Below are 25,731 nucleotides of genomic sequence, written 5' to 3'. Positions count from 1 at the left end.
TCCGGCGCCCTCGAGACCGTGCGCCGCCCGCGCGGCGCTTCGCGAGCAAGCCCGCTCCTATATCTGTTTCGGGCCAGTTATGCCTGTGAGATTGCCTTGTCCGCCTTGTTTTTCCGGTTTGAGACCGCATCATGGCCTCTGGGTGCATGGCTTGGGTTTCTCCAGCGCCCTTGAGACCGTGCGCCGCCCGCGCGGCGCTTCGCGAGCAAGCCCGCTCCTACATCTGTTTCGGGCCAGTTATGCCTGTGAGATTGCCTTGTCCGCCTTGTTTTTCCGGCTTGAAACCGCATCATGGCCTCTAGGTGCATGGCTTGGGTTTCTCCAGCGCCCTTGAGATCGAGCGCCGCCCGCGCGGCGCTTCGCGAGCAAGCTCTGCTCCTACATCTGTTTCGGGCCAGTTATGCCTGTGCCATTGCCTGGACCGCCTTGTTGGTTTGGCTGGGGATTGGGTCAGGGCCGCCAGGTGCATGCCTTGGTTTTTCCGGCGCCCTTGAGACCGTGCGCCGCCCGCGCGGCGCTTCGCGAGCAAGGGCTAGGCGCCCCCCTCGCTCCTACATCTGTTTCGGGCCAGTTATGTCTGTGCCATTGCCTGGACCGCCTTGTTGGTTTGGCTGGGGATTGGGTCAGGGCCTCCAGGTGCATGCCTTGGTTTTTTCGGCGCCCTCGATACCGTGCGCCGCCCGCGCGGCGCTTCGCGAGCTTCGCCCGCTCCTACATCTGTTTCGGGCCAGTTATGTCTGTGCCATTGCCTGGACCGCCTTGGTTGTTCGCCTGGAGATGGGGTCAGGGCCTCCATGTGCATGCCTTGGTTTTTTCGGCGCCCTCGAGACCGTGCGCCGCCCGCGCGGCGCTTCGCGAGCAAGCTCTGCTCCTACATCTGTTTCGGGCCAGTTATGTCTGTGAGATTGCCTCGTCCGCCTTGTTTTTCCGGCTTGAAACCGTATCAAGGCTGCCAGGTGCATGGCTCAAGGTTTCCGGCGCCTTTGAGACCGTGCGCCGCCCGCGCGGCGCTTCGCGAGCAAGCTCTGCTCCAACGTTTGTTTCGGGCCAGTTATGCCTGTGAGATTGCCTGGTCCGCCTTGGTGGTTCGGCTGGAGATTGGGCAGGGCCGCCAGGTGCATGCCTCAAGGCTTCTGGCGCCTTTGCGACCGTGCCTATTGCGCCAACGGAAACACCCCGCTTTCGCTCCAGGCCAGAAACTGCCCTTCATCCATCGGCTTCGCAAAGAAGTAGCCCTGCGCCTCGTCGCAGCCAAACTCACGGATCATCTGCAGGCAACGGAACGTTTCCACGCCCTCGGCTACGGTGCGGTAGCCCAGCTCGCGGGCGAGGCTGAGGATCGAGCGGGCAATCTTCTGGTAACGCGGGTTGCCTTCGATGCCGGTGACCATGGACTGGTCGAGCTTGACCACGTTGGCAGGAATCTCGTGCAAGTAGGAAAAATTGCTGTAGCCAGAGCCGAAGTCGTCGATGGCTACGTCGATGCCCAAGGCGCGGATCTGCGCCAATTCCCCCAGCACACGGGGATTGGACCGCAACCATTCGCCTTCGGTGATCTCGACTTCCAGGCGCTGGGGGTCGATGCCGTGGGCATGGCAGAGGCGCCGCAGGGTACCGCTCACGTCGTGGCCGTCGAAATCCATGGGGGAGAGGTTAATGGACAGTTGGCCGAAGGTCTGGCCTTGCCATTGCGCCAGCCGGACCAGGGCGCTGTCGATGACCCAACGGGTCACTTCATGAATCATGCCGTTGCGCTCCAGCACCGGGATGAACTCAGCCGGTGACACCGCGCCCAGGCGCGGGTGCTGCCAGCGTAGCAGTACCTCGGCGCTGACCTGGGCGCCATCGGCGATGGCGAAGCGCGGCTGGAAACGCAGGCTCAACTGCCCGTCGGCCAGGGCCTCGGCGATGTCGGCCACCAGGTAGAACGCGCGGCGGTAGGCGGCGTCACGCACCGGGTCAAACGGCGCCCAGCGCAGGCCGGCCCGCAACGCCAGCTCGCCCGCGTACATGGCCTTGCGCAGCACATCACCCACCGCCTCGGTGTTCAACGCGAAATCGACGCTGCCTGCGCGCACCGTGGGGCGGATCGGCAGGCTATCCAACAGAATCGGCTTGCGCAGGCTGTCTACCAACCCCTCGATGAAGGCCGGAAAGTCGTCACCAGTGGCGGCCAGCACGAAACCGAAACGCTTGACCCCAATGTGATACACCTGCGCCACGCCGTCGAGCTGCTCATGCAGGCGCGAGGTGATGCAACGGATGATGTCCTCGAACGGCGCCAGGCCCATGGCCAGGGTCATGCCATGGGCCCACGCCATGTCCAATGCATCAACCAGCACCAAGGTGCGCGGTTGCCCGGGGTGCTGGCAGGCGAGTTTTTCCAGGTCGACGGCGAATTGCACACGGTCCGGCAACCGGCTGATGGGGTCCAACCGCGCGGTCGCAGGCGTCAGGGCATAAACGTCTTGTAGCATGGGCAACTCCTGGTGGTCCGGCCGTTGAAAAAGCCGGTCCTGAATAATAGCTAAACAACATCAGCCCTAATTGATCGACAGCAATCGAGGGGCTGGCGCAATGCCTGACGCCTTGGGCAACACCTGCTAGGATGGCCCGCTCAATGCTTTCAGCCTGTGCATCTCGACCCCCTTGAATGGATATCGCCATGCTTACCGCCCTGCTCTTCGACCTCGACGGCACCCTCACCGACACCGACAAACTGCACCTGCTGGCCATCCAGCAACTGCTGGCCGAAGAGGGCCGGGATTTCACCGAGCATGACTTCGTGCTGCATTGCAGCGGCCGGGCCAACCCCGACATGTGCCGCAACCTGTTCCCCGACCGCTCGGTGGAGGAACACCAGGTGTTCGCCGACCGCAAGGAAGCGCGGTTCCGCCACCTGTCCCCGCAACTGGCGCCCTTGCGCGGCCTGCCCCGCCTGCTGGACTTCGCCGACGCACAGGGCATTGGCATGGTGGTGGTCACCAACGCCCCACGCGCCAATGCCGACCACATGCTTGGCGCCCTGGGCATCGCCCCGCGCTTCCAGAGCGTGGTAGTCGCCGAAGAACTGCCACGGGCCAAACCCGATCCCCTGCCCTACCTCACCGGCCTTGAGCGCCTGGGCGCCCAGGCGTCCCAGGCCATGGCCTTCGAAGACTCGGTGCCGGGCCTGACCGCCGCGGTCAAGGCTGGCGTCTTCACCGTGGGCCTGACCACCAGCCAGAGCCGCGAAGCACTGCTGGCGGCCGGCGCGCACCTGGTCATCGACAACTTCGACGATGAACGCCTCTGGGAGGCCCTTCGGGAGCTGCAAGCCACACGTTGAAGCTGCGTCACCCCAACCTGGCCGTCACCTCATTGAGCTGACGCGACAGGTCGTGCAACCGGCGGCTGGCCACCTCGGTGCGTTGCACGTTGTCCTGGTTGGTGCTGGCAATCTGGGTGATGTCCGTCAGGTTGCGCGAGATGTCCTCGGCTACCGAGGTCTGCTCCTCGGCCGCCGTGGCGATCTGCCGGTTCATGTCGCGAATCGCTTCCACCGCCGAGGTGATCTGGCGCAGCATGTCGCCCGCCTGGGTCACCTGGGCCACGCCTTCTTCACTGCGTGACTGGCCACTCTGGATCGCCTTCACGGCGTCGCTGGCACCGGCCTGCACAGCATTGATGATCTGGTTGATCTCGATGATCGACGCCGCCGTGCGCTGTGCCAGGCTGCGGACTTCGTCGGCGACCACGGCGAAGCCGCGCCCGGCCTCGCCGGCACGGGCTGCCTCGATGGCAGCGTTCAAGGCCAGCAGGTTGGTCTGCTCGGCGATGCCGCGAATCACTTCCAGCACCTTGCCGATGCGTGCGCTGTCGTTTTCCAGGTTGCCGATCACCTGGGCGGTGGTGGAAATTTCCGTACGCATGTGGGTGATGGTGTCGATGGTGGCGCGCATCACCTGCTCACCCTTGTGAGCCGAAGCGTCAGCCTGGTCAGCGGCCTGGGCCGCGTCCCCGGCGTGGCGCGCCACTTCCTGGGCGGTGGCGGACATCTCGTTCATGGCCGTGGCCACCTGGTCGGTGCGGTTGAACTGGTCGTGGGTGCCCTGGGACATCTGCCCGGCGATACCGTGCAAGTCGGCGCTGGCGCCATCCAGGTCACCGGCGTTGCGCTTGAGGCCCGTGAAGGTCTCGGCAAGGAAGTCACGCAGGGTGTTGGCGGCTACCGCCAGGCGCCCCAGTTCGTCCTGACGACGGCTGTCCACGCGCTGGTTGAAACGGCCACGGCTGAGGTCAGCGACGTACTCGATCAGTTGCTGGATCGGCACCACCAGGAAACGGCTGACCAGCATCACGCTGAACAACGCGATCACCAGCCCCGACACCAGCAACACCACCAGGCCGACCCACACCGTGGTGTCGGCCGACTCGCGAATGGCCGACGCCTGCTGCTCACCGTCCTTGCGGATCTGGCTGACCAGCTTGCTCATCTGCTCGCTGACGGCGCGGTCAACGCCTTTCACGGCGGTATCACCGGCCGCGGCGTCGCCCCCAGCGGCGGCAAAGGCATCACGGCCACGCTGGTAGGCATCACCCAGCGCACGGTGTTCATCACGCAGGCGCACGATATCGCTTTTCAGCCCCACGTCGATACCCGGCTGCGCCGCGAGCCGCCCGAGGATGTCCTGTACATCGCGCTGGCGGTCCTGGAACTGGCCCCAGTATTGAGCCAGGTCCGCCGGCTGCTTGCCGCGCAGCAGTACGTTCTTCCATTCCTGCACCTGGATCTTGAACTGCAGGTTGGCTTCGTCGATCAGTTGCGAGGTGCGCAACGGGCCCTCGATCAATTGGTGGTAATCCCTTACCCCGTTGGCCAACAGGTGAAAGCAGGACAAGGCGATCAGCAGCATGGCTAGCAGGCTGCCGCCAATCAGGGTCAGCATCTGGGCTTTCAGGGATTTTCGTACGAACATCGATAGGCACTCGCGACAGGGATATATCACCGCGCCAGGGTCACTGGCCGGCGTCGAAGACATCCCTTTCTTCATGCGTAAAAACGATGCTTCATGCCACCTGTCGGCGCTGTTGGCGCCTTCTTGAATGCTGTTCGTCGGTGGGCAATCTGCCATCAAACGCTGACGGATAATTGTGACAGCAATATGACAAATCAAAGACTTGGGGGGCCCATGGCAAAGCGTCCACAGGTCGGGCCAGGCGGGGAGCACCGCCATTGGCTGGTATAACGGAAGGGTCGGTTTCCTTTGGAGTACCCGTCATGAACCACCCTGTCGTTTCCCGCGAACAATGGCTCGCCGCCCGCCTCCACCACCTCGAACACGAAAAAGCCTTGACCCGTGAACGTGACCGCCTGGCCCAGGAGCGGCGTGAGCTGCCGTGGGTGCGTGTCGACAAGCCCTACCACTTTCAGGGGCCCAACGGCTCGATGAGCCTGGCCGAGCTGTTCGGCGACCACAGCCAACTGATCGTCTACCACTTCATGTACGCCCCTGAATGGGTCGCTGGCTGCACCGGTTGTTCGCTGCTCAGTGACCACCTGGATGGTCCCAACCAGCACCTGGCCCACCACGACGTGGCGGTGGTGGCGGTTTCCCATGCCCCACTGGCCCAGCTGCACGCCTACCGCGCCCGCATGGGTTGGCACTTCGACTGGGTGTCGTCATTGGGCAGCGACTTCGACGTGGACTTCCAGGTTGCCGCCAGCGACCAGCAGAAGGCCGACGGGCAGATGACCTACAACTACGAGCCCATGGAGGCCGCTGGCGAGATGCCCGGGTTGAGCGTGTTCTACAAGGACGACCAGGGCCAGGTCTTCCACACCTACTCCACCTACGCCCGTGGCCTGGACATGCTGGTCGGGGCCTACAACCTGCTGGACTTGACACCCAAGGGCCGCAACGAAGTGAAGATCATGGACTGGGTACGGCTGCACGACGAATACGAAGACAAGCCCCAGGGCGGATGCTGCCACCACTGACGGGGCGGTTGAGGCACAATAGGCGGCTACCCCTTCATCGCCGCAGAGAGGAACCGCCGTGCCACTGAACATCCGCCCCGCCACCCCCGCCGATGCCGAGCTGATACTGGGCTTCATCACCGAACTGGCCATTTACGAAAAGGCCGAGCACGAAGTCATCGCCAGCGTCGAGGACATCCGCCACAGCCTGCAGGACCCGGAAGGCTACGCCCGGGCGCTGGTCGCCGAAGTGGACGGCGAGGCCGTGGGCTTTGCCTTGTATTTCCTCAGTTACTCCACCTGGCTGGGGCGCAAGGGCATCTACCTGGAAGACCTGTACGTATCGTCGAAGCACCGCGGTGTGGGCGCCGGCAAGGCATTGCTCAAGCATCTGGCCCAGATCGCCCATGAGAGCGGTTGCGGCCGCCTGGAGTGGAGCGTACTGGACTGGAACGAACCCGCCATCCAGTTCTACGAGTCCATCGGCGCCGCTGCGCAGCCGGAGTGGATTCGCTATCGGCTGGCGGGCGATTCGCTGAAAACTTTCGCCCAGGCCGACTGACTTCTAGACTGCCAGGCAACTGGATAAAAGGAGACGTTCCATGTTGCCTCGCGTAGTGACACTGGCCCTGTGCCTGAGCCTGCCCTTGCTGGCCCAGGCGCAGCCGGCCTTCACCCTGACCACCCCGGACGGCGCCGATAACGCCCTGCTGAGCCGGGCCAACGCGGCCAACACCGGCGACTGCGGCGGCGACAACGTGGCGCCGGCCCTGAGCTGGAGCAACGCGCCGGCTGGCACCCGAAGCTTTGCCGTGGTGCTGCACGACCCCGATGGCCAGAAAGGCCTGGGGGTGGACCACTGGGTGCATTACGGCATTACCGGTCATGGACTCAAGGGCGGCGCTGATGGCGTGGGAGGCACCAACAGCAAGGGCCTGACCACCTATAGCGGGCCATGCCCGCCAGTGGGAGAGAACCCGCACCATTACGTGATTCAGGTGTACGCCCTGGACCTGGCGCCCGATGCCCTGCCGGCCGGGCTCACCCGCGAGGCGCTGCTGGGGCAGATCAAGGGGCATATCCTGGGCAACACCAGCGTGGTGCGGCGGTACGGGCGCTAACACTGCGTGCCGAGCTTTGCCCCGACCGGGCGAAGCTCGGGAAGCGGCACCCTATCATTCAGCCCAGCAGAAAATTCCCCGGCCCCGCATTGCCCTCCAGCACCGGCACCTGCGCCTCATCCTTGAGGTTGACCCCCGACAACTGCCGCCGCCACGCTTCGCGCATGAGGTACAGCAGCTTGTGCGCGGCCATGGCGTAGCTCATGCCCTCGAGCCGTACGTTGGAAATGCAGTTGCGCGCGGCGTCGTTGAGCCCCGCCTTGGGCGCATAGGTGAAATACAGCCCCAGGCTATCCGGTGAGCTGAGCCCCGGCCGCTCACCAATCAGAATAACCACCATGCGTGCGCCCAGGCGTTCGCCGATCTCATCGGCAACCGCCACCCGGCCCTGCTCTACCAGGCTCACGGGCGCCTGGCGCCAGCCCTCGGCGGCGGCCAGTTCATCGATGCGCTGCACCATCGGCAGGCTGTGGCGGTGCACGGCCAGGGACGACAGGCCATCGGCGATGACCACGGCCAGGTCGTAACCATCGGGATTCAACTGGCGATGTTCATCCAGTTGCCGCGCCGAGGCCTCATCCAGCCGCCGGCCCAGGTCCGGGCGCTGCAGGTACTGGTGACGGTCGCTGGCGCCGCTGTGCAGCAGCAGGGTCTGGCCGTTGAGCTGGGCTGCCAGCGTGGCACGGTCGAACGGTGTGTGCACCGCGTCCCGCGCTTGTGCATGGGCGTACTGGAAATCCAGCTGCGCGGCCGTCGGCAAACTGGTGCCGGCGCGCCCCAGGGCAATGCGTGCCGAGGTCAGGCTGCGCAGTTGCTGCCAAGGGTCGGCCTGGGCCGGTTGCTTGTGTTCGTCAGTCATCGCGTGGCCCTCACTTCAACTGCGCCAGTGCCTGGCGGAACGCCGGTGGCAAGCCCTTGCCCAGCTGCAGGGTGCCGTCGCCCTGGGTCATGATCTGCATGCGCGCCAGCCAATCCTCGAACTCCGGCGCGGGCCGCAGGCCCAGGGTCTTGCGGGCGTACAGGGCATCATGGAACGAGGTGGTCTGGTAGTTGAGCATGATGTCGTCGGAACCGGGAATGCCCATGATGAAGTTGATACCGGCCACCCCCAGCAGGGTCAACAGCATGTCCATGTCATCCTGGTCGGCCTCGGCATGGTTGGTGTAGCAGATATCACAGCCCATGGGCACACCCAGCAGCTTGCCACAGAAGTGGTCTTCCAACCCGGCGCGGATGATCTGCTTGCCGTTGTACAGGTACTCGGGGCCAATGAAACCGACCACGGTATTGACCAGGAACGGCTTGAAATGCCGGGCCACGGCGTAGGCACGGGCTTCGCAGGTCTGCTGGTCGACACCGTGGTGGGCATTGGCCGACAGCGCGCTGCCCTGGCCGGTCTCGAAATACATGAGGTTCTGGCCCACGGTGCCGCGCTTGAGGCTCAGGCCTGCCTCGTAGCCTTCACGCAGCAGCTCAAGGCTGATACCGAAGCTGGCATTGGCCGCCTCGGTACCGGCGATGGACTGGAACACCAGGTCCAGGGGCACACCGCGCTCGATGGCGGCGATGGACGAGGTGACGTGGGTGAGCACGCAGGACTGGGTGGGAATCTCGTAGCGCTGGATCACACCGTCAAGCATCTTCAGCAGCTCGGTGATGGCGCTGAGGCTATCGGTGGCCGGGTTGATGCCCAGCATGGCGTCGCCATTGCCGTACAGCAGGCCGTCGAGCACGCTGGCGGCGATGCCGGCCGGGTCATCGGTGGGATGGTTGGGCTGCAGCCGGGTCGACAGCCGCCCGCGCAGGCCCACGGTGTTGCGAAAGCGGGTGACCACGCGGATCTTCTGCGCCACCAGCACCAGGTCCTGCACGCGCATGATCTTGGACACCGCCGCGGCCATTTCCGGGGTCAGGCCCGGCGCCAGGGCGCGCAGGCTGGCCTCGTCGGCCTCGTCGCCCAGCAGCCAGTCGCGAAAGCCACCCACGGTCAGGTGGCTGACCAGCGCGAAGGCCGCCACGTCGTGGCTGTCGAGGATCAGCCGGGTCACCTCGTCCGCCTCGTAGGGGATCAACGCTTCATTGAGAAAGCGCTTGAGCGGCACATCCGCCAGGGCCATCTGCGCCGCCGCGCGCTCGGCGTCGCTGCTGGCGGCCACCTCGGCCAGGTAGTCACCGGAACGCGCCGGGCTGGCCTTGGCCATCAGTTCCTTGAGGCTGTCGAAGCGCCACACCTGGCCGCCCGCGGTATGTACGAAACCACTCATTGCGTCACTCCTTTGTCATGCGTTGCCGGCCAGTGCGGCACGGGCAGCGCCACGGCCCAGCACAATCTTGCAGAACACTGCGCCTGCAATCATCAGGCCGGCGAACACGCAGGCGATCTGCCCGTTGAACCAGATCATCGCTACCAGGCACACCACCGCCAATACCAGGGCGATGGCCGGTACCACCGGGTAGCCCGGGGCACGAAAGCTGCGTTCCAGGTTCGGCTCGGTCTTGCGCAGGCGGAACAGGCTCAACAGGCTGATGATGTACATCACGATAGCGCCGAACACCGACATGGTGATCATGGCGGCGGTCAGGCTCATGCCCTGCAGGTTGACCAGGCCGTCACTGAAGATCGAGGCGATACCCACCACGCCGCCGGCCAGGATGGCACGGTGCGGGGTCTGGAAGCGCGACAGCTTGGCCAGGCCGGCGGGCAGGAAGCCGGCACGGGCCAGGGCGAAGAATTGGCGCGAGTAACCCATGATGATGCCGTGGAAGCTGGCGACCAGGCCGAACAGGCCGATCCACACCAGCATGTGCATCCAGTTGGAGTTGTTGCCCACCACGGTTTTCATGGCCTGGGGCAGCGGGTCGTTGAGGTTCGACAGGGCTTTCCAGTCGCCCACGCCGCCCGCGAAGACCATGGTGCCGATGGCCAGCACCACCAGGGTGAGGATGCCGGAGATGTAGGCACGTGGAATGGTTTTCTTCGGGTCCTTGGCTTCTTCGGCGGCCATGGCGGCGCCTTCGATGGCCAGGAAGAACCAGATGGCGAATGGGATGGCGGCAAACACACCGGACAAGGCGCCGAAGCTGAAGGTATCGCTACCGGCCCAGCCGCCCAGCACGAAGTTGCTGAAGCTGAAGCCGGGGGCGACCACGCCCATGAACACCAGCAGTTCCAGCACGGCAAGCACGGTGACAATCAGCTCGAAGGTGGCGGCGATGTTCACGCCGACGATGTTCAGGGTCATGAACACCACGTAGGCACCGGCGGCGGCCCACTTGGGGTCAAGACCCGGGAACTGTACGTTCAGATAGGCACCGATGGCCATGGCGATGGCCGGCGGGGCGAACACGAACTCGATCAGGGTGGCCATGCCGGCGATCATCCCGCCGCCCACGCCGAAGGCACGCAGGCTGTAGGCGAACGGCCCACCTGCGTTGGGGATGGCGGTGGTCAGCTCGGTGAAACTGAAGATGAAACAGGTGTACATCACTGCCACCATCAGCGTGGTCATCAGAAAGCCCAGGGTGCCCGCGGTGCCCCAGCCATAGCTCCAGCCAAAGTACTCGCCGGAAATCACCAGGCCCACGGCGATGCCCCACAGGTGCAGGGTGCCCAAAGTCGGTTTGAGTTGCGTGCTGCTCATTGTGTCGTACCTTCGAGAGGATGCCTGGGCTCCAGCTTATCGAAGCATTCGCTTGCAAGACTTGACCGGTCAAAGCCGGTTTTCGTGCCCTGCGGTCAAGTTTGCCGGTGGGTGCGCAATGGCGGGGCACAACGCCGACCCAGTGCACCGAATCGGCTCTCATTCTGCAGGGCAGGCTTGCCAGCGGGCGGTCAGAACCCGCCCACACTTGACTGGCCTGCCCTCACGCGCAACCGGTTACCGATCTTCCCATTGTGCAGTGACCACGAATTTGGCCCTGCCCCCTGGAACGCTCTACCCCGGGGCGAACGGAAATTCGGAACAACTCTTGCTTGAAGTTTTTTCATGATGACCGCTGAAAAGGTAACCGCCATGACCCCGTCCCTGTTTTCCCCCGCCGCGCCGCCAAGCTCCCGGGCGAACAACCGTGGGGTACTGTCGGCCGCCGCCAATGGCCTGGACCAGTTCATCACCCACCACGGCGGTGACCTGGACCGCGTGTTCGGCCGGGCGGGCATCGACGCCGAGCAACTGCGCCACCCCACCCTGAGCCTGGCCCTGCCCAACTATTGCCAGGTGCTGGAAGAAGCCGCGCGCCAGACGGGCTGCGACAACTTCGGCTTGCGCTACGGCGAACAATTCAAGCCCCAGGCCCTTGGCTTGCTGGGCTATGTAGGGCTGTGCTCGGCCACCCTGGAGGAAGCGCTGGTCAACTTCGCCGCGGCCTTCCCCTTTCACCAGCACAGCACCTTGATCCAACTGGTGGACCAGGGCGAGTGTTACCGTTTCGACTACCAGGTGCGCCACGGCGCCATCCTGGAAAAGCGCCAGGACGCCGAGTTGACCATGGGCATGGCCATGAACCTGGTGCGCCACGTACTCGGCCCGCGCTGGGCGCCGCGCGAGGTACAGTTCGAGCATGCCCGGCCCATGGATTGGCAAGAGCACCGTGAGGTGTTCGACGCGCCAGTGCGTTTTGACCAACCCTGCAATGCCATCCTCATTCCCAAGCATGAACTGCAGGGCAAGCTGATGCCGGGCCATGACCCGGTGCTGCTGATGCTGGTCAAGGATGCGATTCGGCAACTGGGTGAGGTGGATCTGGGGCCCGACTTGCTCGAGCAGGCGCGCCAGGTGATCCGCACGGTGCTGCACCAGGGCGAACCAGTGCTGGAACTGATCGCCGAACAACTGGAGCTCTCCGACTCCACCCTCCAGAGACGTCTGCGCGACCATGGCTTGAGTTTCAGCCAGCTGGTCGACCAGACCCGCCAGGCCCTGGCGCGCCAGTACCTGCGCCAGCCGAACCTGTCCATCAGCGAACTGGCGCCGTTGCTGGGGTACTCGGAGACCAGCGCCTTTTCTCGCGCCTTCAAGCGCTGGTTCGGCGTCAGCCCGCGCCAGTGGCGCCAGAACAGCCTGAACTGATTCGGTCAGCGGGGTGTGACCAGCCCCAAACGCTCATGCCACTGTGCAATGGACTCTTCAGGGTAGCCCTGGAACTGCTTGTCCCCGGGCTTGGCATCCACCTCCACCCACGGCGCCTTGGAATCGAGCAGCAGGTGGGTATGCTCCGGTGGCACGGGCAAAGGCGTGTCGATGGCGCTGGCGAAGGGGTGAATCAGGTCTGGCCACTCGGGGCTGAACAGCCACAGCGCCGTGCCGCACTGGTTGCAGAAATGCCGTTCGGCGGTGCTGGCGTGGGCGCGGCTGTCGCCTTTTTCCTTCATGCGGGCGTGGTAGATGGAGATGTGCTTGCGGCCCTTCACGTGCAGTGACCTGGCATCGCCCCCCAGATTGATGGCATAGCCGCCCCCACCCTGGGTCTTGCGGCAGATGGAGCAGTAGCAACGCTGGTACGGATATGGATGGGCGCTGTCGAGGCTGAACGCCACAGCGCCACAGTGGCAGGAACCTTCAAGCTTCATGGGAATGTCCCCCTGGGTGGTCAGGTGTCAGGACACTAGACCATCCCTGCGGACCCTGCGTTCACCCCCGTGCCAGCACCCGACCACTGGCCGCGACAAAGCCCAGCAGCAGCACCATTACCCCGAGGGCCACCGCCAGGCTGCTGGCATGGGCGATGAAACCAATGGCCGCGGGGCCGATGAGGATGCCAGCGTAACCCAGGGAGGTCATGGCCGGGATGGCCGCGCTTTGCGGCATGGTCTTCTGCCGGCCGACCGCGGTGAACAGCACCGGCACGATGTTCGAACACCCGGCGCCCACCAGGGCGTAGCCCAGCAGCGCCAGCGACCAGCCCGGCGCCAGAATCGACAGGGCCAGGCCCAGCGCCGCCACCAGCCCGCCGATGACCACCACGCGGGCGCCCCCCAGGCGCGTGACGATCATGTCGCCGGTCAGCCGGCCCACGGTCATGGTGCTGGCGAACGCGGCGTAGCCCAGGCCGGCATAGCGTGGGTCCATGCCGTGGTCGCCCACCAGAAACACCGCGCTCCAATCCAGCACCGCACCTTCGGCCTGGAACACGATGAAGCACAGCACGCCCATGAACAGCACGATGCCCCGGGGCCGTGCGAACAGCGGGCCGGGCTCGCCATTGCCGAAGTTGAGCAGGTGCGGCGCCGCCGACAGCAGCCCCAGCACCGCCAGCGCGATCACCACCAGCACCGCAGCCAAGGGTTCCATGCCCAGGCTCAGCAAACCGGTCATACCCGCCGCACCGGCGATGCCGCCGACACTGAACAGTCCATGAAAGCCGGACATCATTGCGCGACCGCTGGCACGTTCCACCAGCACGGCCTGGATATTCATGGCGCAATCCAGGCCGCCGAGGCCGGCACCGAACACGAACACGGCGCTCATCAGCAGCCAGGGGCTGGCGGCGGTGGCCAGCAACGGCATCACCAGGCACAGCAAGGCCCCGGCGGCCAGGATCACCCGCCGGCAGCCCAGCCGCGACGTCAGGTAACCGGCCACCGGCATGGTGATGATGGAACCTGCACCCAGGCACAGCAACAGCATGCCCAGCATACCGTCGTCCAGGCCCGCCCGGGCCTTGGCCAGCGGCACCAGCGGCGCCCAGGCCGACATGGTGAACCCGGCGATGAAAAACGCCACCCGGGTGGAAAAGAATTCGTACTTGCCAGGCTCCGCCTGGACAACCGTGGTACTGGAGGACATCGGAGACAGCCTTATCTCGCTGAACAAAGTCTGCCTTACCTTGGTGCCGCGAGGGCCAAAATGCAAGCGCGTGCGGTTGGCCATGGTTCTGCGGGATGCTTGAAATCGAGCGCCGCGCGGGCGGCGCTTGATCTCAGGAACAACCTACCCCTTAGCGCCGAACACCTGGCTGGCATCCCACAATCTGCCCCCTGAATCAACCAAGCGCCGAACTTGCACGGCTTTTGTCGATCAGTTTCAGGAGACCCCTGTCGGTAACCAAGGAGAAATCGGGTGTTATCCACGAAGGCCAAACCAATTCTGATGTGGGTTCTGGGCGCTGTGCTCAGTGTCAATCTGGGGCTTGCCAGCGCCGCCACAGCCCCGGCGGCCAGTGCACCGGCCAAGCCCGAGGTGCTGGTGCAAGGGGGGCTGCTGGGAGCGCTGTCGTCCGGCATCGACGATGTGCAGGACAACCTCGACCTGGACGGCCACCTGGTGGACAGTTGGCGACTGCGCGCCGACCGCGCCGCCGACGAGGTCGGCAGCCTGGTGGACCAGCATGACGCCAGTTCCGCCCTGGGTATGGCCGGTGACTTCTCTATCCTCACCCTGTGCTGGGTGGCGATCTTCGGTGGCCTGAGCCTGCTGGGCCACCTGTTCGTCAAACGGCTGGGCCGCCAGCGCTTCATTGTCCAGCGGCCTCGGGTACAGGGCCTGCTCAGCTACCTGCTGCCCTTCACCGCGCCTGCGCTGGTGAGCCTGCCACTGACCCTGACCATCAGCCATTACCTGGACGTTTCCGTGGCCCGCGCCCTGGCCCTGTGCCTGGCCTACGCCACCAGCAGCGGCCTGGTCTCCAGTTCCATCATCCTGTGCCTGATTGTGCTGTTCGACTCCGGCCACAAGCGCACCGCCGTGCGTATTCTGCGCCAGCGAGCGCCGCGGCGGCTGTTCGTGATCGGCTTTCTGGCGGCGCTGGGCGACGCCCTCAACAGCCCGCAGATCGCCCGCCAACTGGGCGGCAACATCACCGCCAGCCTGGCCGTGGTGTGCGGCCTGCTGGCGACCCTGGCCTTCGCCGTGCTGGTCATCCGCATGCGCCGGCCCGTGGCGCACCTGATCCGCAACCGCTCGCTGAATCAGCGTCTGCACCACCGTGCCGTGCAGGAAACCCTGCGGATCTTCTCCGGGGTGTGGTACCTGCCGATTCTGCTGATGATCCTGGTGTCCATGGTGCACCTGATCGGCGCTGGCGCGGAAAGCCAGCGAGCCCTGCAGAGCGCCATGCTGACCACCCTGCTGCTGGTCGGCACGGTGTTCCTGAGTACTCTGTTGCAGCACCTGTTCCAACCGGGCGAAGCCGCACCACGCCAACGCGTGCGCCCCTATATGGAATTGCTCCGCAACCTGGCCCATGCCCTGTCACGCATCGCCATGGCGGTGGCGTTCATCGAGCTGCTGGGGCGGATCTGGGGCGTGTCCATCCTGGGCTTCGCCGCCAGGAACAGCCTGGGCCGGGCCATCAGCGATTCGCTGAGCAGCATCGGCCTGATCCTGCTGGTGACCTGGCTGCTGTGGGTGGTGATCGACACGGCCATTCAGGAAGCGCTAAAGCCTGCGGTGGGCAAGCGCGCCGGGCGCGAGCCCAGCACCCGGGTCAAGACCATCCTGCCCATGGTGCGCAACGCCATCAAGATTGTGCTGGTGGTGATCTGCGCCATCACCACCATGGCCAACCTGGGCATCAATGTCGCGCCGTTGCTGGCGGGCGCCGGGGTCGTGGGCCTGGCCATCGGTTTCGGTTCGCAGCAACTGGTGCAGGACGTGATCACCGGGCTGTTCATTCTCATCGAAGACACCATCGCCATCGGCGACTGGGTGGTGCTCGACTCTGGCCATGCCGGTACCGTCGAGAGCCTGACCATCCGCACCCTGCGCCTGCGCGACGGCAAGGGCTTCGTGCACTCGGTGCCCTTCGGCCAGATCAAAGCGGTCACCAACCAGTCACGGCAATTTGCCTACGCGTTCTTCTCGGTGCAGGTCAGCTACGACAGCGACATCGACACTGCGCTGGAACTGATCCGCGAGGCGGGACGTTCCATCAGCGATGACATTGTGCTCAAGCACAACCTGCAAGGACCGTTACAGGTGTTCGGCGTCGACAAGATGGACCTCAACGGCATCTCGCTGACCGCGCAGTTCCGCACCATTTCCGGGGGCCAGTACGGGGTGAACCGGGCGTTCAACGAACGGCTGAAGAAGCTGGTGGACCAGAGTGACAATGTCCGCTTCGCCCAGTACTCGCAGCCGGTGCTGGCGGTCTCGTAGCACGGCGTCGGCTGAACGCAGCAGGGCCGGGCGAAGCGAGGGAACCGGCCCGCGCGATCTAACGTTGTTCGCCGACAAAAATACTCACGGCCTCGACGGCGCGGCTGGCCCCTTCGCAGATCTGCACAATCACCTCCCCTGCCTGGTCCGCCAGCTCCACGCTGCGCCCCGTCTGCTGACGCGTAGCGTCCATGCTGGCAATGGCCGTGCGGGTTTCCGCCTGGATGCGCTCGATCATCGCCGAAATCTCCGCCGTGGAACCGCTGGTGCGCCCAGCCAGTTGCCGCACTTCATCGGCCACCACGGCAAAACCACGGCCCATGTCACCGGCCCGCGCCGCCTCGATGGCCGCGTTCAACGCCAGCAGGTTGGTCTGGTCGGCAATACCGCGGATGGTGTTGACGATGGCGGTGATCTGCTCCGAGCGCTCACCCAGTTGCCCCAGGATCCGCGAGGACTCGTCGATGTTGCCGGCGATTTCGCGCATCTGCCCGGCCGCCTGGTGGATCACCTCGGTGCCCTGCTCCGCCACGCGCCGGGTGTCCATGGAGATATGGTAGGCACGCGCCGCGCTCTGGCCATCTTCGGCCTGCTTGACGATGCGCGCGGTAATATCGAAGGCGAATTTCACTACCTTCGCCAAGCGCCCGCTGGCGTCGTACACCGGGTTGTAGTTGGCTTCAAGCCACAACACCTGGCCGTGCTTGCTCACACGTTCGAACTGGCCACTGAAGAACTCGCCCTGGTTCAACCGGCGCCAGAAGTCCTGGTAACCCTTGTCCCGTACCAAAGCGGCTGGGCAGAACATGGCGTGTTGCTTGCCCTCGATCTCAGCCAGCGTGTAGCCGGTCAGGGCCAGGAAATTGGCGTTGGCGGTGATGACGCGACCGTCCGGTTCAAATTCGATGATCGCCATGGCCCGGTCGATGGCGTGCAACTTGCCCTGGGCTTCATTTTCGCACTGCACACGCGCGGTGACGTCGGTGGCGAACTTGATGATCTTCTCCACCCGCCCCTGTGCATCACGCACCGGGTTGTAGCTGGCTTCCAGCCAGATGGCCTGGCCGGCAGCGTTGACGCGCTCGAAGGTCTCTGCCACGAACTCGCCAGTCTTGAGCCGCGCCCATAACTGGCTGTAGGGAGCGCTGCGGGCGTATTCAGGGGTACAGAACATGCGGTGGTGCTGACCCACTACCTGGTCGGCGCGGTAGCCCACGGTCTTGAGGAAGTTGTCGTTGGCGCGCAGCACCAGGCCATTGAGATCGAATTCGATCACGGCCATGGAGCGTTCGATGGCGGCCAGCAGGCTGGCTTGTTGCGCGTTGTGGTATTCCAGGTCGGCGATGGCCTGGCGCAGGCCGGAGTTGAATAGCATGGTCAGCATCTCGTGTGCTCAGGGTTGAGGTTGATGCTCGACCTTGAGCAGACAGACGTACTTGTCGATCGCTGGCCCAGGGGCCACAGCAGCGTCGTGTCGGAAATTGTTATCATTTTGCTCGTCCGGAAGGCACCTGAACGCAGTGATATCAAAGTGCCAAGCCTCAATTTAAATCCTATACAAGACTTGTACAAACCACAATGTCATCTGACAAAAAAACCGCCCCTTGGTCACAAGGGGCGGCGGGGTCAGGCGACTGCGGGTATCAATGCATGAACAGCGCAATCAGAATGATCACAGGAATTGGCACACCGAGGAAAAACAGCAGTAATGAGCGCATGGTGATGCTCCTTGGTTAACGGATGGGGGCGGTAGTGGTGTAGGCCTCGGTATGAACCAGGACCACTGCGTCGCGACGACGACCACCGAAAGTTGCCGCCAGGCTGGCGAAGAAGGCACCGCACAGCAGCGCTACAAACATCCACAGCGAGGTCCAGGCCGCCACTTTGGTGGCGGTGTCCGCGGCTTTCTGCGCAGCGACCTTGGCATCTTCAACGGCTTGACGAGCCTGGCCGTAGACCTGGTCGACACGTTGCTGCGCCTGCTCTGGGGTCAGGTTGGTGCGCTGGCTGACCAGTTGCGCAAGGTAGGCACGGTCTTCAGGGCTCAGTTGCCCGCCGTTGTTGACGGTACGGGCGAAGACACGGGTGACCTGTGCATGGGCAGCGTCATCGCTGACGGCCGCAGGACGGTCATCACGGAAAAGGGTATCGACGAAGTAACCGAACGGGTCGCTGCCACCGGAAGCCTGGCTACCCGCCGCGGCGCTGGCAGCGGTCACGGCACCGGCCGCCACGCTTGCACCGGCTTTGACACCACCACTGACCACACTGCTGACCGAACCGAGCACCAGCGCAGCGGTGACCAGGGTGGCCACGGCCCAGGACAGGAAGCCGTGAGCGGTATCGCGGAAGTACACTTCGTCACCATGCACGGTGGCCCATTTGACTCGCAGGCGCCCGGCCAGGTAACCACCCATGCCCGCGGCGATGATCTGGGTCACGGCCAGCCAGACGATCCCGGAAATGCCCAGGGTCTTGGCACTGGCACCCTCCCCGGCCCACGGCGACACCGCCGAGAAGCCTAGGCCGAAACCCAGCAGGATGAGAATCAGCGACAACGCGGCGGCCGCGGCGGCCCCGGCAAATATCGCTGCCCATGAAACACCCGAGTGGTTGGACCCCTCGGCGGCAGTGGCAAGTTCAGCTTGGGTAGTCATTGTTGTAGTGCTCCTGGCAAACAGTCAGTAAGTCATGCACAGGTGTTAGTGCAGCGCGCGTGCCAGCCATGCCAAAAAACAATACCTTTACTATTCAATACGTTAGCGCGGCGGTGTTTTGCGACATCATGCAAAGTGCATGATAAGCCCCTGTGGCGGCAGGCGTTCTGCATCCTGCCGCCTTCATGATGGGGCCCCGAGCGTTGTGCTTAGATGGTCGGGTATCCCTCTGAACCGCTGGAGTCGTGCATGTCCACCCCACTCAAAGACCACCTGCGCTTTCACCGCGAACACGACCACCTGAACACTACGTTTGGCAATGACACCTTCGCCCTGAAGGCCGAAGCGTTCGCGCGCTTTTTCGGCACGCCGACCTTTCTCGGCGCGCAGACGCTGGTGGTAGTGTTGTGGGTGCTGGCGAACGTGACGGGGCTGGTGACGTTCGACGTCTACCCCTTCATTCTGCTGAACCTGGCGTTCAGCCTGCAGTCGGCCTATGCCGCACCGCTGATTCTGCTGGCCCAGACCCGCCAGGCCGCCCGCGACAAGGCCCAGTCAGATGCGGATGCCCTGCACCGCGAAGACCTGGCCAAGGCCAACATGGAACGCCAGGAACGCGCGGAGAAGAACACCGCGTTGCTGCTGCAGTTGATGGACCAGAACACTCAGCTCACCGAGACCACCCGTCAGTTGGCTGAACGGGTAGAACTGCTGACCCGGCAGATTCACCAGAAACTGGTGTAGCGCCCGCGCCACAAGCGCCGCGCAGCCAGGGCCAGGGCAATCCTGTGGGACCGGACGAAGCTCGGGAAGGGGCCCGCCAGATCGACCGCGTCGTTTGCTTCCCGAGCTTGCGCCCGGTCCCACAACGGCACGCTGCCACAGGGCCATGGCAATCCTGTGGGACCGGGCGAAGCTTGGTAAGGGGCCCGCCAGATCGACCGCGTCGTCTGCTTCCCGAGCTTGCGCCCGGTCCCACAACGGCACGCTGCCACAGGGCCGTGGCAGTCCTGTGGGACCGGGCGAAGCTCGGGAAGGGGCCCGCCAGATCGACCGCGTCGCCCGCTTCCCGAGCTTGCGCCCGGTCCCACGACGGCATGCGCGGACCTGGGCGCGTGACGAACGCCGCGCGGGGTCAGTCCTTCAGGGCCTTGCCCAGGGTCTCGATGTTGGCGCGGTAGAAGCCCAGGTAGGTACTGGCCGGGCCGCTGGCGGTCAAGGCATCGGAATACAGGGTGCCACCGATGCGCGCGCCGCTTTCCTCAGCGATCTGGCGCAGCAGGCGGGCGTCTTCGATGTTCTCGATGAATACCGCCTTGATATGGTCGGCGCGAATCTGCCGGATCAGCGCCGCCACTTCACCGGCCGACGGCTCGCGCTCGGTATTCAGGCCCTGGGGCGCCAGGAACTGGATGCCGTAGGCCTGCCCCAGGTAACCGAAGGCATCGTGGGAGGTGACGATGCGGCGGTTGCCTTCCGGCAGGCTGTCGAAGGTCTGCCGGGCGACCGCCAGCAGCGCACGGATCTGCGCCACGTAGGCATCATGGTTACGCTGGTATTGGCTGGCGTGGGCGGGGTCGACCTGGGTCAGGCCGCGCAGGATATTGCCGGCGTACACCTCGGCATTGGCCAGGCTGTTCCAGGCATGCGGGTCGGGCACGGTCTGACCTTCCTCATCCAGGGTGCGCGGCAGCACGCCCTGGCTGGCCTTGATGACCTTGGCGGTGGTTTCACTGCTGGTTACCAGGCGGTCCAGCCAAGGCTCGAACGACAGGCCGTTCTCGATGATCAGGTCTGCCTGCTGCACATGGCGGGCGTCATCCGGCGAGGTCTCGTAGACATGGGCGTCCTGGTCGGGGCCCACCACGTTTTCCAACTGGATGTAGTCGCCGCCGATCTGCCGGGTCATGTCAGCGAGAATACTGAAACTGGTCACCACCTTGACCTTGTCGGCGGCCTGGGCCAGCACGGGCAACAACACGGACAACAGCACAATCAATACACGCATGATCAGACTCACTGAGGAATGGGCGAACCGTCACGGCGCAGCACGCCATGCACCGGGCCGAACAGCACGGACAACAGGTAACCGGCACCGGCTACCACGACAATCGCGGGGCCACTGGGCAGCGACAGGTAATAGGACACCAAGAGGCCCAGCCACACCGACAGGCAACCGATCAGCGCCGCGCACAGCAACAGCACCGGCAGCCGGCGGCTCCAGAACCGGGCGGCGGTGGCGGGCAGCATCATCAGGCCCACCATCATCAAGGCACCGATGGCCTGGAAACCCACCACCAGGTTCAGCACCACCAGGCCCAGGAACAGGCCGTGGGCCAGCGGCCCGAAGCGGCTGACGCTGCGCAGGAACAAGGGGTCGAGACTGTCCAGCACCAGCGCCTTGTAGATCAGCGCCAGCACGGCCAGGCTGCCGATGGCCACCCAGACCATGGCGTCCAGGGTGGTCTGGTCCACCGCCAGGGCCGAGCCGAACAGCAGGCCCAGCAAATCCAGGCGCTTGCCGGCCAGGCCCAGGATCAGCACACCGGAGGCCAGGGAAATGGGGTAAATGGCCGCCAGGCTGGCGTCTTCGCGCAGGCCGGTGTTACGGCTGATCCAGGCCGCCAGCCCGGCCACCGCCAGGCCAGCGGTAAGGCCGCCCAGGGTCAGCGCCGGCAGCGACAGGCCGGCTATCCAGAAGCCGGTGGCCGCGCCGGGCAGAATGCCGTGGGCAATGGCGTCGCCAATCAGGCTCATGCGTCGCAGCACCAGGAACACCCCCAGCGGGGCGGCGCTGGCGGCCAGCAGCAAGCCACCGAACAGGGCACGGCGCATGAAGGCGAATTCAACGAAGGGTTGCCACAGGTGCGCGAGCATCAGGCCACCTTGCGCAGGCTGGCGCCGGCGATCAGTTGGGCGCTGTGGTCCAGGCGGCAGCCCTGGGGGGCGATCAGCAGGCATTGGTCGATGCGCTCGCGCACCGCCGCCAGGTCATGGCACACCAGCAACAGGGTGCGGCCCTGGTGGTGCCATTGCAGCATTTGTTGCCACAACAGGCTTTGGCTGGCTTCATCGAGGCTGGCGTCAGGTTCGTCGAGCAACAACAGCGGTGCTTCGGTCAGGCTCAGGCGCGCCAGCAGCGCGCGCTGCAGTTCACCCCCGGACAAGGCCTGCAAATGGCGGTTTTCCAGACCACCCAGGCGCCAGTCGTCCATGGCCCGGCTCAGCCGCGCCCGGCGCTCGGCGCGCGACAGGCGGCTGCCCCAGAACCCGGCACTGACCAGTTCGCCCAGGCTGATGGGAAATTGCCGGTCGATGGCCTGTTGCTGAACCAGGTAGCCAATGCCACCGGTGCGCGCCGTCACCTGCAGCTTGCCCGCCAACGGCCGTTGCAGGCCGGCGATGCACTTGAGCAGGCTGCTTTTGCCGCAACCGTTGCCACCGATCACCGCGGTGAGGCTGCCGGCAGGCAGGTGCAGGTCCAGTGGCGGTGTCAACGGGCGCGCGGCCGGCCCCCATTGCAACTGTTGGCAGGTAATCAAGGGCGCCCCCCTGAGACGGAAGCGGTATGGGTAAACGAAAAGGGCATGATCGAGACAGCGTCGGCGGGCTGGGGAGGTTATGATATAACATATTTAACCACCGCAGATGAAAAATCTGTCATCACCCCGACGGTTCGTATTGCCCTTCGTTTACCGTTATCCTGAGCGCCGCCTGTAACCTGCTATCGGTATTCGCCTGTCATTACAAGGAACACACAATGTCCAAAATCATCCTGGTACTCAACGGCCCCAACCTGAACATGCTCGGCCTGCGCGAGCCGGCCGTCTACGGCCACGAGACCCTGGCCGATGTCGAAGCCATGGCCAGCCGTCACGGCGAGGGCCACGGTTTTACCGTGGAATGCAAGCAGACCAACCACGAAGGCCAGATGATCGACTGGATTCACCAGGCCCGCGGTCGCGTGGCCGGTATCGTCATCAACCCCGGCGCCTGGACCCACACCTCGGTGGCCATTCACGACGCATTGATCGCCTGTGAAGTGCCAACGCTGGAAGTGCACATTTCCAATGTGCACAAGCGTGAATCGTTCCGCCACCATTCCTACGTATCGCTGGTAGCAGTGGGCGTGATCGCAGGGTTTGGTACTCAGGGCTACACCCTGGCGATCGACCGGTTCGCCACGCTGCTCAAGTAACGCCAGGGCGCTACCGTGGGCCGGGCCAAGCGTGGGAAAACACTACCGCGCCCCCACTGATCCTGCGCGCTGCGCCGTTTCTCAGTGTTGCCCGGCCCCGCAAGGTTCACCGCCAGCCGCTGGCCCGCAACGCGGCCAGCAACACCTGCGCCTTGAGCCCCTGCACCGGCGTGCCGTCATCGGCGCGCATGTCCTCCCCCGCCAGCAGCACGTTGATGATCGCCTCCTCCACCGCCTCCGCCGCCGCCGCGAACAGCGCCGAGATGTGGTCGTTGTTGACCATGCTCAGCGCCGTGGTCAGCGGCAGGTCCTTGCGCCCGTAATCGGCGGGTGGCAGGTCGCGGTTGCCAGTGGCGAATGCCAGGAACACATCCCCACTGGAATCCTCGGTGCCGCCACCCGTACGCCCAATCCCGATGGACGCCCGCTGGGCCAGGCGCTGGCACTGGTGCGGCAGCAACGGCGCATCGGTGGCCAGGACCACCACGATCGAGCCCATGCCCGGTGTGCCCTGCTCGGCGAAGGGCGAGGGTAGCTCGCCCAAGTGGCGCCCCACTGGGTAGCCGTCCACCCGCAACTCGCCGCGCTTGCCATGGTTCGCCTGCACCAGGGCGCCCACTGTCCAGCCACCCTGCCCGGCCGCCAGCTTGCGCGAGGCCGTGCCGATGCCGCCCTTGAACTCGTGGCAGATCATGCCGGTACCGCCACCCACGGCCCCTTCGGTGACAGGGCCCGAACGGGCCGCCGCCAAGGCTTGCTCGACCTGAGCGGCGCCCACGTGCTGGCCCCAGATGTCATTGAGCACGCCATCATAGGTTTCCATGACCACCGGCATGCACCAGTACACCGCCGGGTCACGCAGGCTGTCACGCTCGTGGGCAATGAGCGCATCGCGCACCACCCCCACGCTGTGGGTGTTGGTGATGGCGACCGGCGTGGTCAGCAACCCTGCCTCGCGAATCCACTCCAGCCCCGTGGCATCGCCATTGCCGTTGAGCACATGGCACCCGGCGAAGCACGGCTGCTGGCGCGCAGCGCCGGGCCGTGGTTCGACGACGGTGACACCGGTACGCACGTGTTTGCCCTCGACCACCGTGCGCAGCGTGCTGTGGCCCACCCGCACACCCGGTACATCGGTAATCGCATTCAGTTCGCCGGGCGTGCCCAGCCCCAGGGTGATGCCCAATTCACGCGCACGCATGGTGGCTCCTGTTTCAGAGTTTCTGGAAAGCCGGGCTCAGGCGCCCGGTGGTGCAATAAAGGATGACCGATACCGCCAGCAGTCCTGTCAGCACCATCACATCGCGGCTCGACGCATCGGCCAGCAAGGTCAGCATCAGGTAACCGGCCCCCGCGGTGGCCAGCAGCGCCGGCATCGGCCACAGCGGCATGCGGTACGGGTGCTCGCGGTCGCGGCGCAGTACCCGGCTGAACAGCGCGCACAGGGCGACGATCAGGTACACCAGCACGATCAGCAGCACGCTGAACGAGGTCAGGCTGGCCAGATCCGAGTTGAACGTCAGCGCCGCCGAGGGTACGGCCAGGAACAGTGTGGCCAGCCATGGTGACTCCCAGCGCGGGTGGATCTTGCTGAAGGCCCGGTTCAACGGCGCTGTCCACAGTGCATCGCGGCCACTGCTGAACACCACCCGGCCGGTCTGGATAACGATGGCCACCAAAGCGTTGAACACCGACAGGAAGATGCCGGCGCTGACCAGGCGTGCCAGCAGCGGGCTGCCATGGCTGGTCAGCAGGTAGCCGATAGGGTCGGGGCTGGCGATCATCGCGCTCAGGGACGGCGCGCCGATCAGCAATGCGCTCAGCGGCACCAGTTCGATGATCACCACCAGCACCAGCGACCACAGCACTGCCTTGGCCACGCCATGACCGCCGTCGTGCATGTCCTCGCCCAGCAGCACCGCACCACCGTAGCCATTATAGGAGAACAGCCCCACGCCGACCGCACCGATCACCAGCGCCCAGGGCGCGGCCTGCAAGGCGCCGTCGACCACGACCTGCGGGTGCACCAGCACGCTCATGGGCTGTTCAGCGTGGCCGTAGCCCAGGGCGACGATCACCAGCAGCGCCGCCACTTCCAGTATCAGGCAGGTGCCGGTCACCCAGGCATTGAGCTTGATGTTGAGCACGCCCAGGGCAAAGCTGGCGACGACGATCACCAGGGCCACCGTCTGCGCGTCGAAATGAGTACCCAGCGCCGCATTCAGGTAAGTAGACGCACCCGTGGCAAGCACGGGCGGAATGAACAGCAACATCACCAGCACCGTCAGGAACGTGGCGTACCCGGCCATGCCGCCGAACACGCGCTTGGCGTACACATACTCGCCACCGGCACTGCGGTGGGCGCGGCCCAGTTCGGCGTAGCAAAAGGCAAACATCAGCGCCAGCACCGCGGCGATCAGGAACGCCATGATCATCCCTGAACCGGCCTGCTTGATGGCGAAAGGCGCGATCACGAACACGGAGCTGGCCGGGGTCACCGCCGAGACGGTGATGGCGACCACATCGAACACTTTCAGGGTGGGCTTGAGCGCAGGGGCCTGCGCGGGGGCATCGCTCATGTCGTTATCCTCTTGGTTGTTCTAGGTATACGGAGGCAGCAACGAAAAGTGAGAACCAGCGCGCTCTGGCGGCGCGTCCGGCTGGGTGAACCCTACGGTGCGCATCAGGCGCTGGCTATTCC

General features: G+C 64.9%; 22 protein-coding genes and 1 pseudogene. 8 read left to right on the top strand and 15 right to left on the bottom strand.

Translation table 11 applies throughout. From position 1 onward, the window contains the following. Positions 1 to 1,154: 1,154 nt before the first annotated feature. Positions 1,155 to 2,477, bottom strand: coding sequence for an EAL domain-containing protein (locus QBK88_RS25560; RefSeq protein WP_277964221.1), 1,323 nt, complete (start codon positions 2,475 to 2,477; stop codon positions 1,155 to 1,157). A 188-nt stretch (positions 2,478 to 2,665) separates the two neighbouring features. Between QBK88_RS25560 and QBK88_RS25555 the strand changes: the two genes are divergently transcribed. Further along, the gene (locus QBK88_RS25555) at positions 2,666 to 3,328 is read left to right on the top strand and encodes an HAD-IA family hydrolase (protein ID WP_277964220.1); all 663 of its coding nucleotides are present in this window, start codon (positions 2,666 to 2,668) and stop codon (positions 3,326 to 3,328) included. A 7-nt stretch (positions 3,329 to 3,335) separates the two neighbouring features. Here the strand turns inward: QBK88_RS25555 and QBK88_RS30995 are convergent, their stop codons facing one another. Both QBK88_RS30995 and QBK88_RS30990 read right to left on the bottom strand, forming a co-directional pair. Next, positions 3,336 to 4,037, bottom strand: a complete 702-nt coding sequence (locus QBK88_RS30995; protein WP_445765000.1) for a methyl-accepting chemotaxis protein — start codon at positions 4,035 to 4,037, stop codon at positions 3,336 to 3,338. A gap of 228 nt (positions 4,038 to 4,265) precedes the next feature. Continuing rightward, a pseudogene (locus QBK88_RS30990) lies at positions 4,266 to 4,337 on the bottom strand (hypothetical protein); the annotation flags it as partial. Positions 4,338 to 5,260: 923 nt separating this feature from the next. Here QBK88_RS30990 and QBK88_RS25545 point away from each other — a divergent pair. From QBK88_RS25545 to QBK88_RS25535, 3 genes are read left to right on the top strand one after another with little or no spacing between them, the layout of a single operon-like run. Then, on the top strand, positions 5,261 to 5,980 hold the full coding sequence (locus QBK88_RS25545; protein ID WP_277964218.1) for a DUF899 domain-containing protein: 720 nt from the start codon (positions 5,261 to 5,263) through the stop codon (positions 5,978 to 5,980). Positions 5,981 to 6,038: 58 nt separating this feature from the next. Then, positions 6,039 to 6,521 carry a GNAT family N-acetyltransferase gene (locus QBK88_RS25540; RefSeq protein WP_268141340.1) on the top strand — a complete coding sequence of 161 codons (483 nt, stop codon included), beginning with the start codon at positions 6,039 to 6,041 and terminating at the stop codon, positions 6,519 to 6,521. Between the two features lie 40 nt (positions 6,522 to 6,561). Beyond that, the gene (locus tag QBK88_RS25535) at positions 6,562 to 7,080 is read left to right on the top strand and encodes a YbhB/YbcL family Raf kinase inhibitor-like protein (protein WP_277964217.1); all 519 of its coding nucleotides are present in this window, start codon (positions 6,562 to 6,564) and stop codon (positions 7,078 to 7,080) included. A 58-nt stretch (positions 7,081 to 7,138) separates the two neighbouring features. On the opposite strand, the gene eutC is transcribed toward QBK88_RS25535, so the two are convergent. Genes eutC through eat form a run of 3 tightly spaced genes read right to left on the bottom strand, consistent with a single transcriptional unit; the run spans position 7,139 to position 10,721 of the window. Continuing rightward, entirely contained in the window at positions 7,139 to 7,939 is an 801-nt protein-coding gene (eutC, locus tag QBK88_RS25530) for an ethanolamine ammonia-lyase subunit EutC (protein WP_277964216.1), read from the bottom strand. A gap of 10 nt (positions 7,940 to 7,949) precedes the next feature. Then, a complete protein-coding gene (locus QBK88_RS25525; RefSeq protein ID WP_277964215.1) occupies positions 7,950 to 9,344 on the bottom strand; it encodes an ethanolamine ammonia-lyase subunit EutB in 1,395 nt (464 codons plus the stop codon). A gap of 15 nt (positions 9,345 to 9,359) precedes the next feature. After that, the gene (gene eat, locus QBK88_RS25520; RefSeq protein WP_277964214.1) at positions 9,360 to 10,721 is read right to left on the bottom strand and encodes an ethanolamine permease; all 1,362 of its coding nucleotides are present in this window, start codon (positions 10,719 to 10,721) and stop codon (positions 9,360 to 9,362) included. Positions 10,722 to 11,093: 372 nt separating this feature from the next. On the opposite strand from eat, the gene qhpR reads away from it, so the two are divergent. Further along, positions 11,094 to 12,149, top strand: coding sequence for an AraC-like transcriptional regulator QhpR (gene qhpR, locus QBK88_RS25515; RefSeq protein ID WP_277964213.1), 1,056 nt, complete (start codon positions 11,094 to 11,096; stop codon positions 12,147 to 12,149). Positions 12,150 to 12,154: 5 nt separating this feature from the next. Here the strand turns inward: qhpR and QBK88_RS25510 are convergent, their stop codons facing one another. Next, positions 12,155 to 12,649, bottom strand: coding sequence for a GFA family protein (locus QBK88_RS25510; protein WP_277964212.1), 495 nt, complete (start codon positions 12,647 to 12,649; stop codon positions 12,155 to 12,157). Positions 12,650 to 12,710: 61 nt separating this feature from the next. Next, the gene (locus tag QBK88_RS25505) at positions 12,711 to 13,865 is read right to left on the bottom strand and encodes an MFS transporter (RefSeq protein ID WP_277964211.1); all 1,155 of its coding nucleotides are present in this window, start codon (positions 13,863 to 13,865) and stop codon (positions 12,711 to 12,713) included. 303 nt (positions 13,866 to 14,168) lie between these two features. Here QBK88_RS25505 and QBK88_RS25500 point away from each other — a divergent pair, with 303 nt between their 5' ends. Beyond that, the gene (locus tag QBK88_RS25500) at positions 14,169 to 16,175 is read left to right on the top strand and encodes a mechanosensitive ion channel domain-containing protein (protein WP_277964246.1); all 2,007 of its coding nucleotides are present in this window, start codon (positions 14,169 to 14,171) and stop codon (positions 16,173 to 16,175) included. Positions 16,176 to 16,233: 58 nt separating this feature from the next. On the opposite strand, the gene QBK88_RS25495 is transcribed toward QBK88_RS25500, so the two are convergent. Together QBK88_RS25495 and QBK88_RS25490 are read right to left on the bottom strand one after the other, a co-directional pair. Continuing rightward, a complete protein-coding gene (locus tag QBK88_RS25495; RefSeq protein ID WP_277964210.1) occupies positions 16,234 to 17,550 on the bottom strand; it encodes a PAS domain-containing methyl-accepting chemotaxis protein in 1,317 nt (438 codons plus the stop codon). Positions 17,551 to 17,908: 358 nt separating this feature from the next. Continuing rightward, complete coding sequence (locus QBK88_RS25490) at positions 17,909 to 18,832, bottom strand: hypothetical protein (protein WP_268141319.1); 924 nt, start codon at positions 18,830 to 18,832, stop codon at positions 17,909 to 17,911. Positions 18,833 to 19,081: 249 nt separating this feature from the next. On the opposite strand from QBK88_RS25490, the gene QBK88_RS25485 reads away from it, so the two are divergent. Next, the gene (locus QBK88_RS25485) at positions 19,082 to 19,576 is read left to right on the top strand and encodes a DUF1003 domain-containing protein (protein ID WP_277964209.1); all 495 of its coding nucleotides are present in this window, start codon (positions 19,082 to 19,084) and stop codon (positions 19,574 to 19,576) included. 391 nt (positions 19,577 to 19,967) lie between these two features. Here the strand turns inward: QBK88_RS25485 and QBK88_RS25480 are convergent, their stop codons facing one another. The 3 genes from QBK88_RS25480 to QBK88_RS25470 are packed head-to-tail and all read right to left on the bottom strand — an operon-like array spanning position 19,968 to position 22,374. Further along, positions 19,968 to 20,840, bottom strand: coding sequence for a metal ABC transporter substrate-binding protein (locus QBK88_RS25480; protein ID WP_268141316.1), 873 nt, complete (start codon positions 20,838 to 20,840; stop codon positions 19,968 to 19,970). Positions 20,841 to 20,848: 8 nt separating this feature from the next. After that, positions 20,849 to 21,709: a metal ABC transporter permease gene (locus QBK88_RS25475; RefSeq protein ID WP_277964208.1), complete on the bottom strand. Its 861-nt coding sequence runs from the start codon at positions 21,707 to 21,709 to the stop codon at positions 20,849 to 20,851. Beyond that, positions 21,709 to 22,374, bottom strand: a complete 666-nt coding sequence (locus QBK88_RS25470; protein ID WP_277964207.1) for an ATP-binding cassette domain-containing protein — start codon at positions 22,372 to 22,374, stop codon at positions 21,709 to 21,711. The genes QBK88_RS25475 and QBK88_RS25470 overlap by 1 nt, the downstream gene beginning before the upstream one ends. A 218-nt stretch (positions 22,375 to 22,592) precedes the next feature. Here QBK88_RS25470 and aroQ point away from each other — a divergent pair, with 218 nt between their 5' ends. Then, complete coding sequence (gene aroQ / locus QBK88_RS25465) at positions 22,593 to 23,030, top strand: type II 3-dehydroquinate dehydratase (RefSeq protein ID WP_277964206.1); 438 nt, start codon at positions 22,593 to 22,595, stop codon at positions 23,028 to 23,030. 106 nt (positions 23,031 to 23,136) lie between these two features. On the opposite strand, the gene QBK88_RS25460 is transcribed toward aroQ, so the two are convergent. Together QBK88_RS25460 and QBK88_RS25455 are read right to left on the bottom strand one after the other, a co-directional pair. Further along, a complete protein-coding gene (locus tag QBK88_RS25460) occupies positions 23,137 to 24,231 on the bottom strand; it encodes a DmpA family aminopeptidase (RefSeq protein ID WP_277964205.1) in 1,095 nt (364 codons plus the stop codon). 13 nt (positions 24,232 to 24,244) lie between these two features. Then, on the bottom strand, positions 24,245 to 25,609 hold the full coding sequence (locus tag QBK88_RS25455; RefSeq protein WP_277964204.1) for an APC family permease: 1,365 nt from the start codon (positions 25,607 to 25,609) through the stop codon (positions 24,245 to 24,247). Between the last annotated feature and the right edge of the window lie 122 nt (positions 25,610 to 25,731).

The organism is Pseudomonas sp. RIT-To-2 (assembly GCF_029623465.1).
Lineage (GTDB): Bacteria > Pseudomonadota > Gammaproteobacteria > Pseudomonadales > Pseudomonadaceae > Aquipseudomonas > Aquipseudomonas silvicola.
Note: the sequence above shows the minus strand (reverse complement) of the source record. Positions and strands in the feature narration are given on the sequence as shown.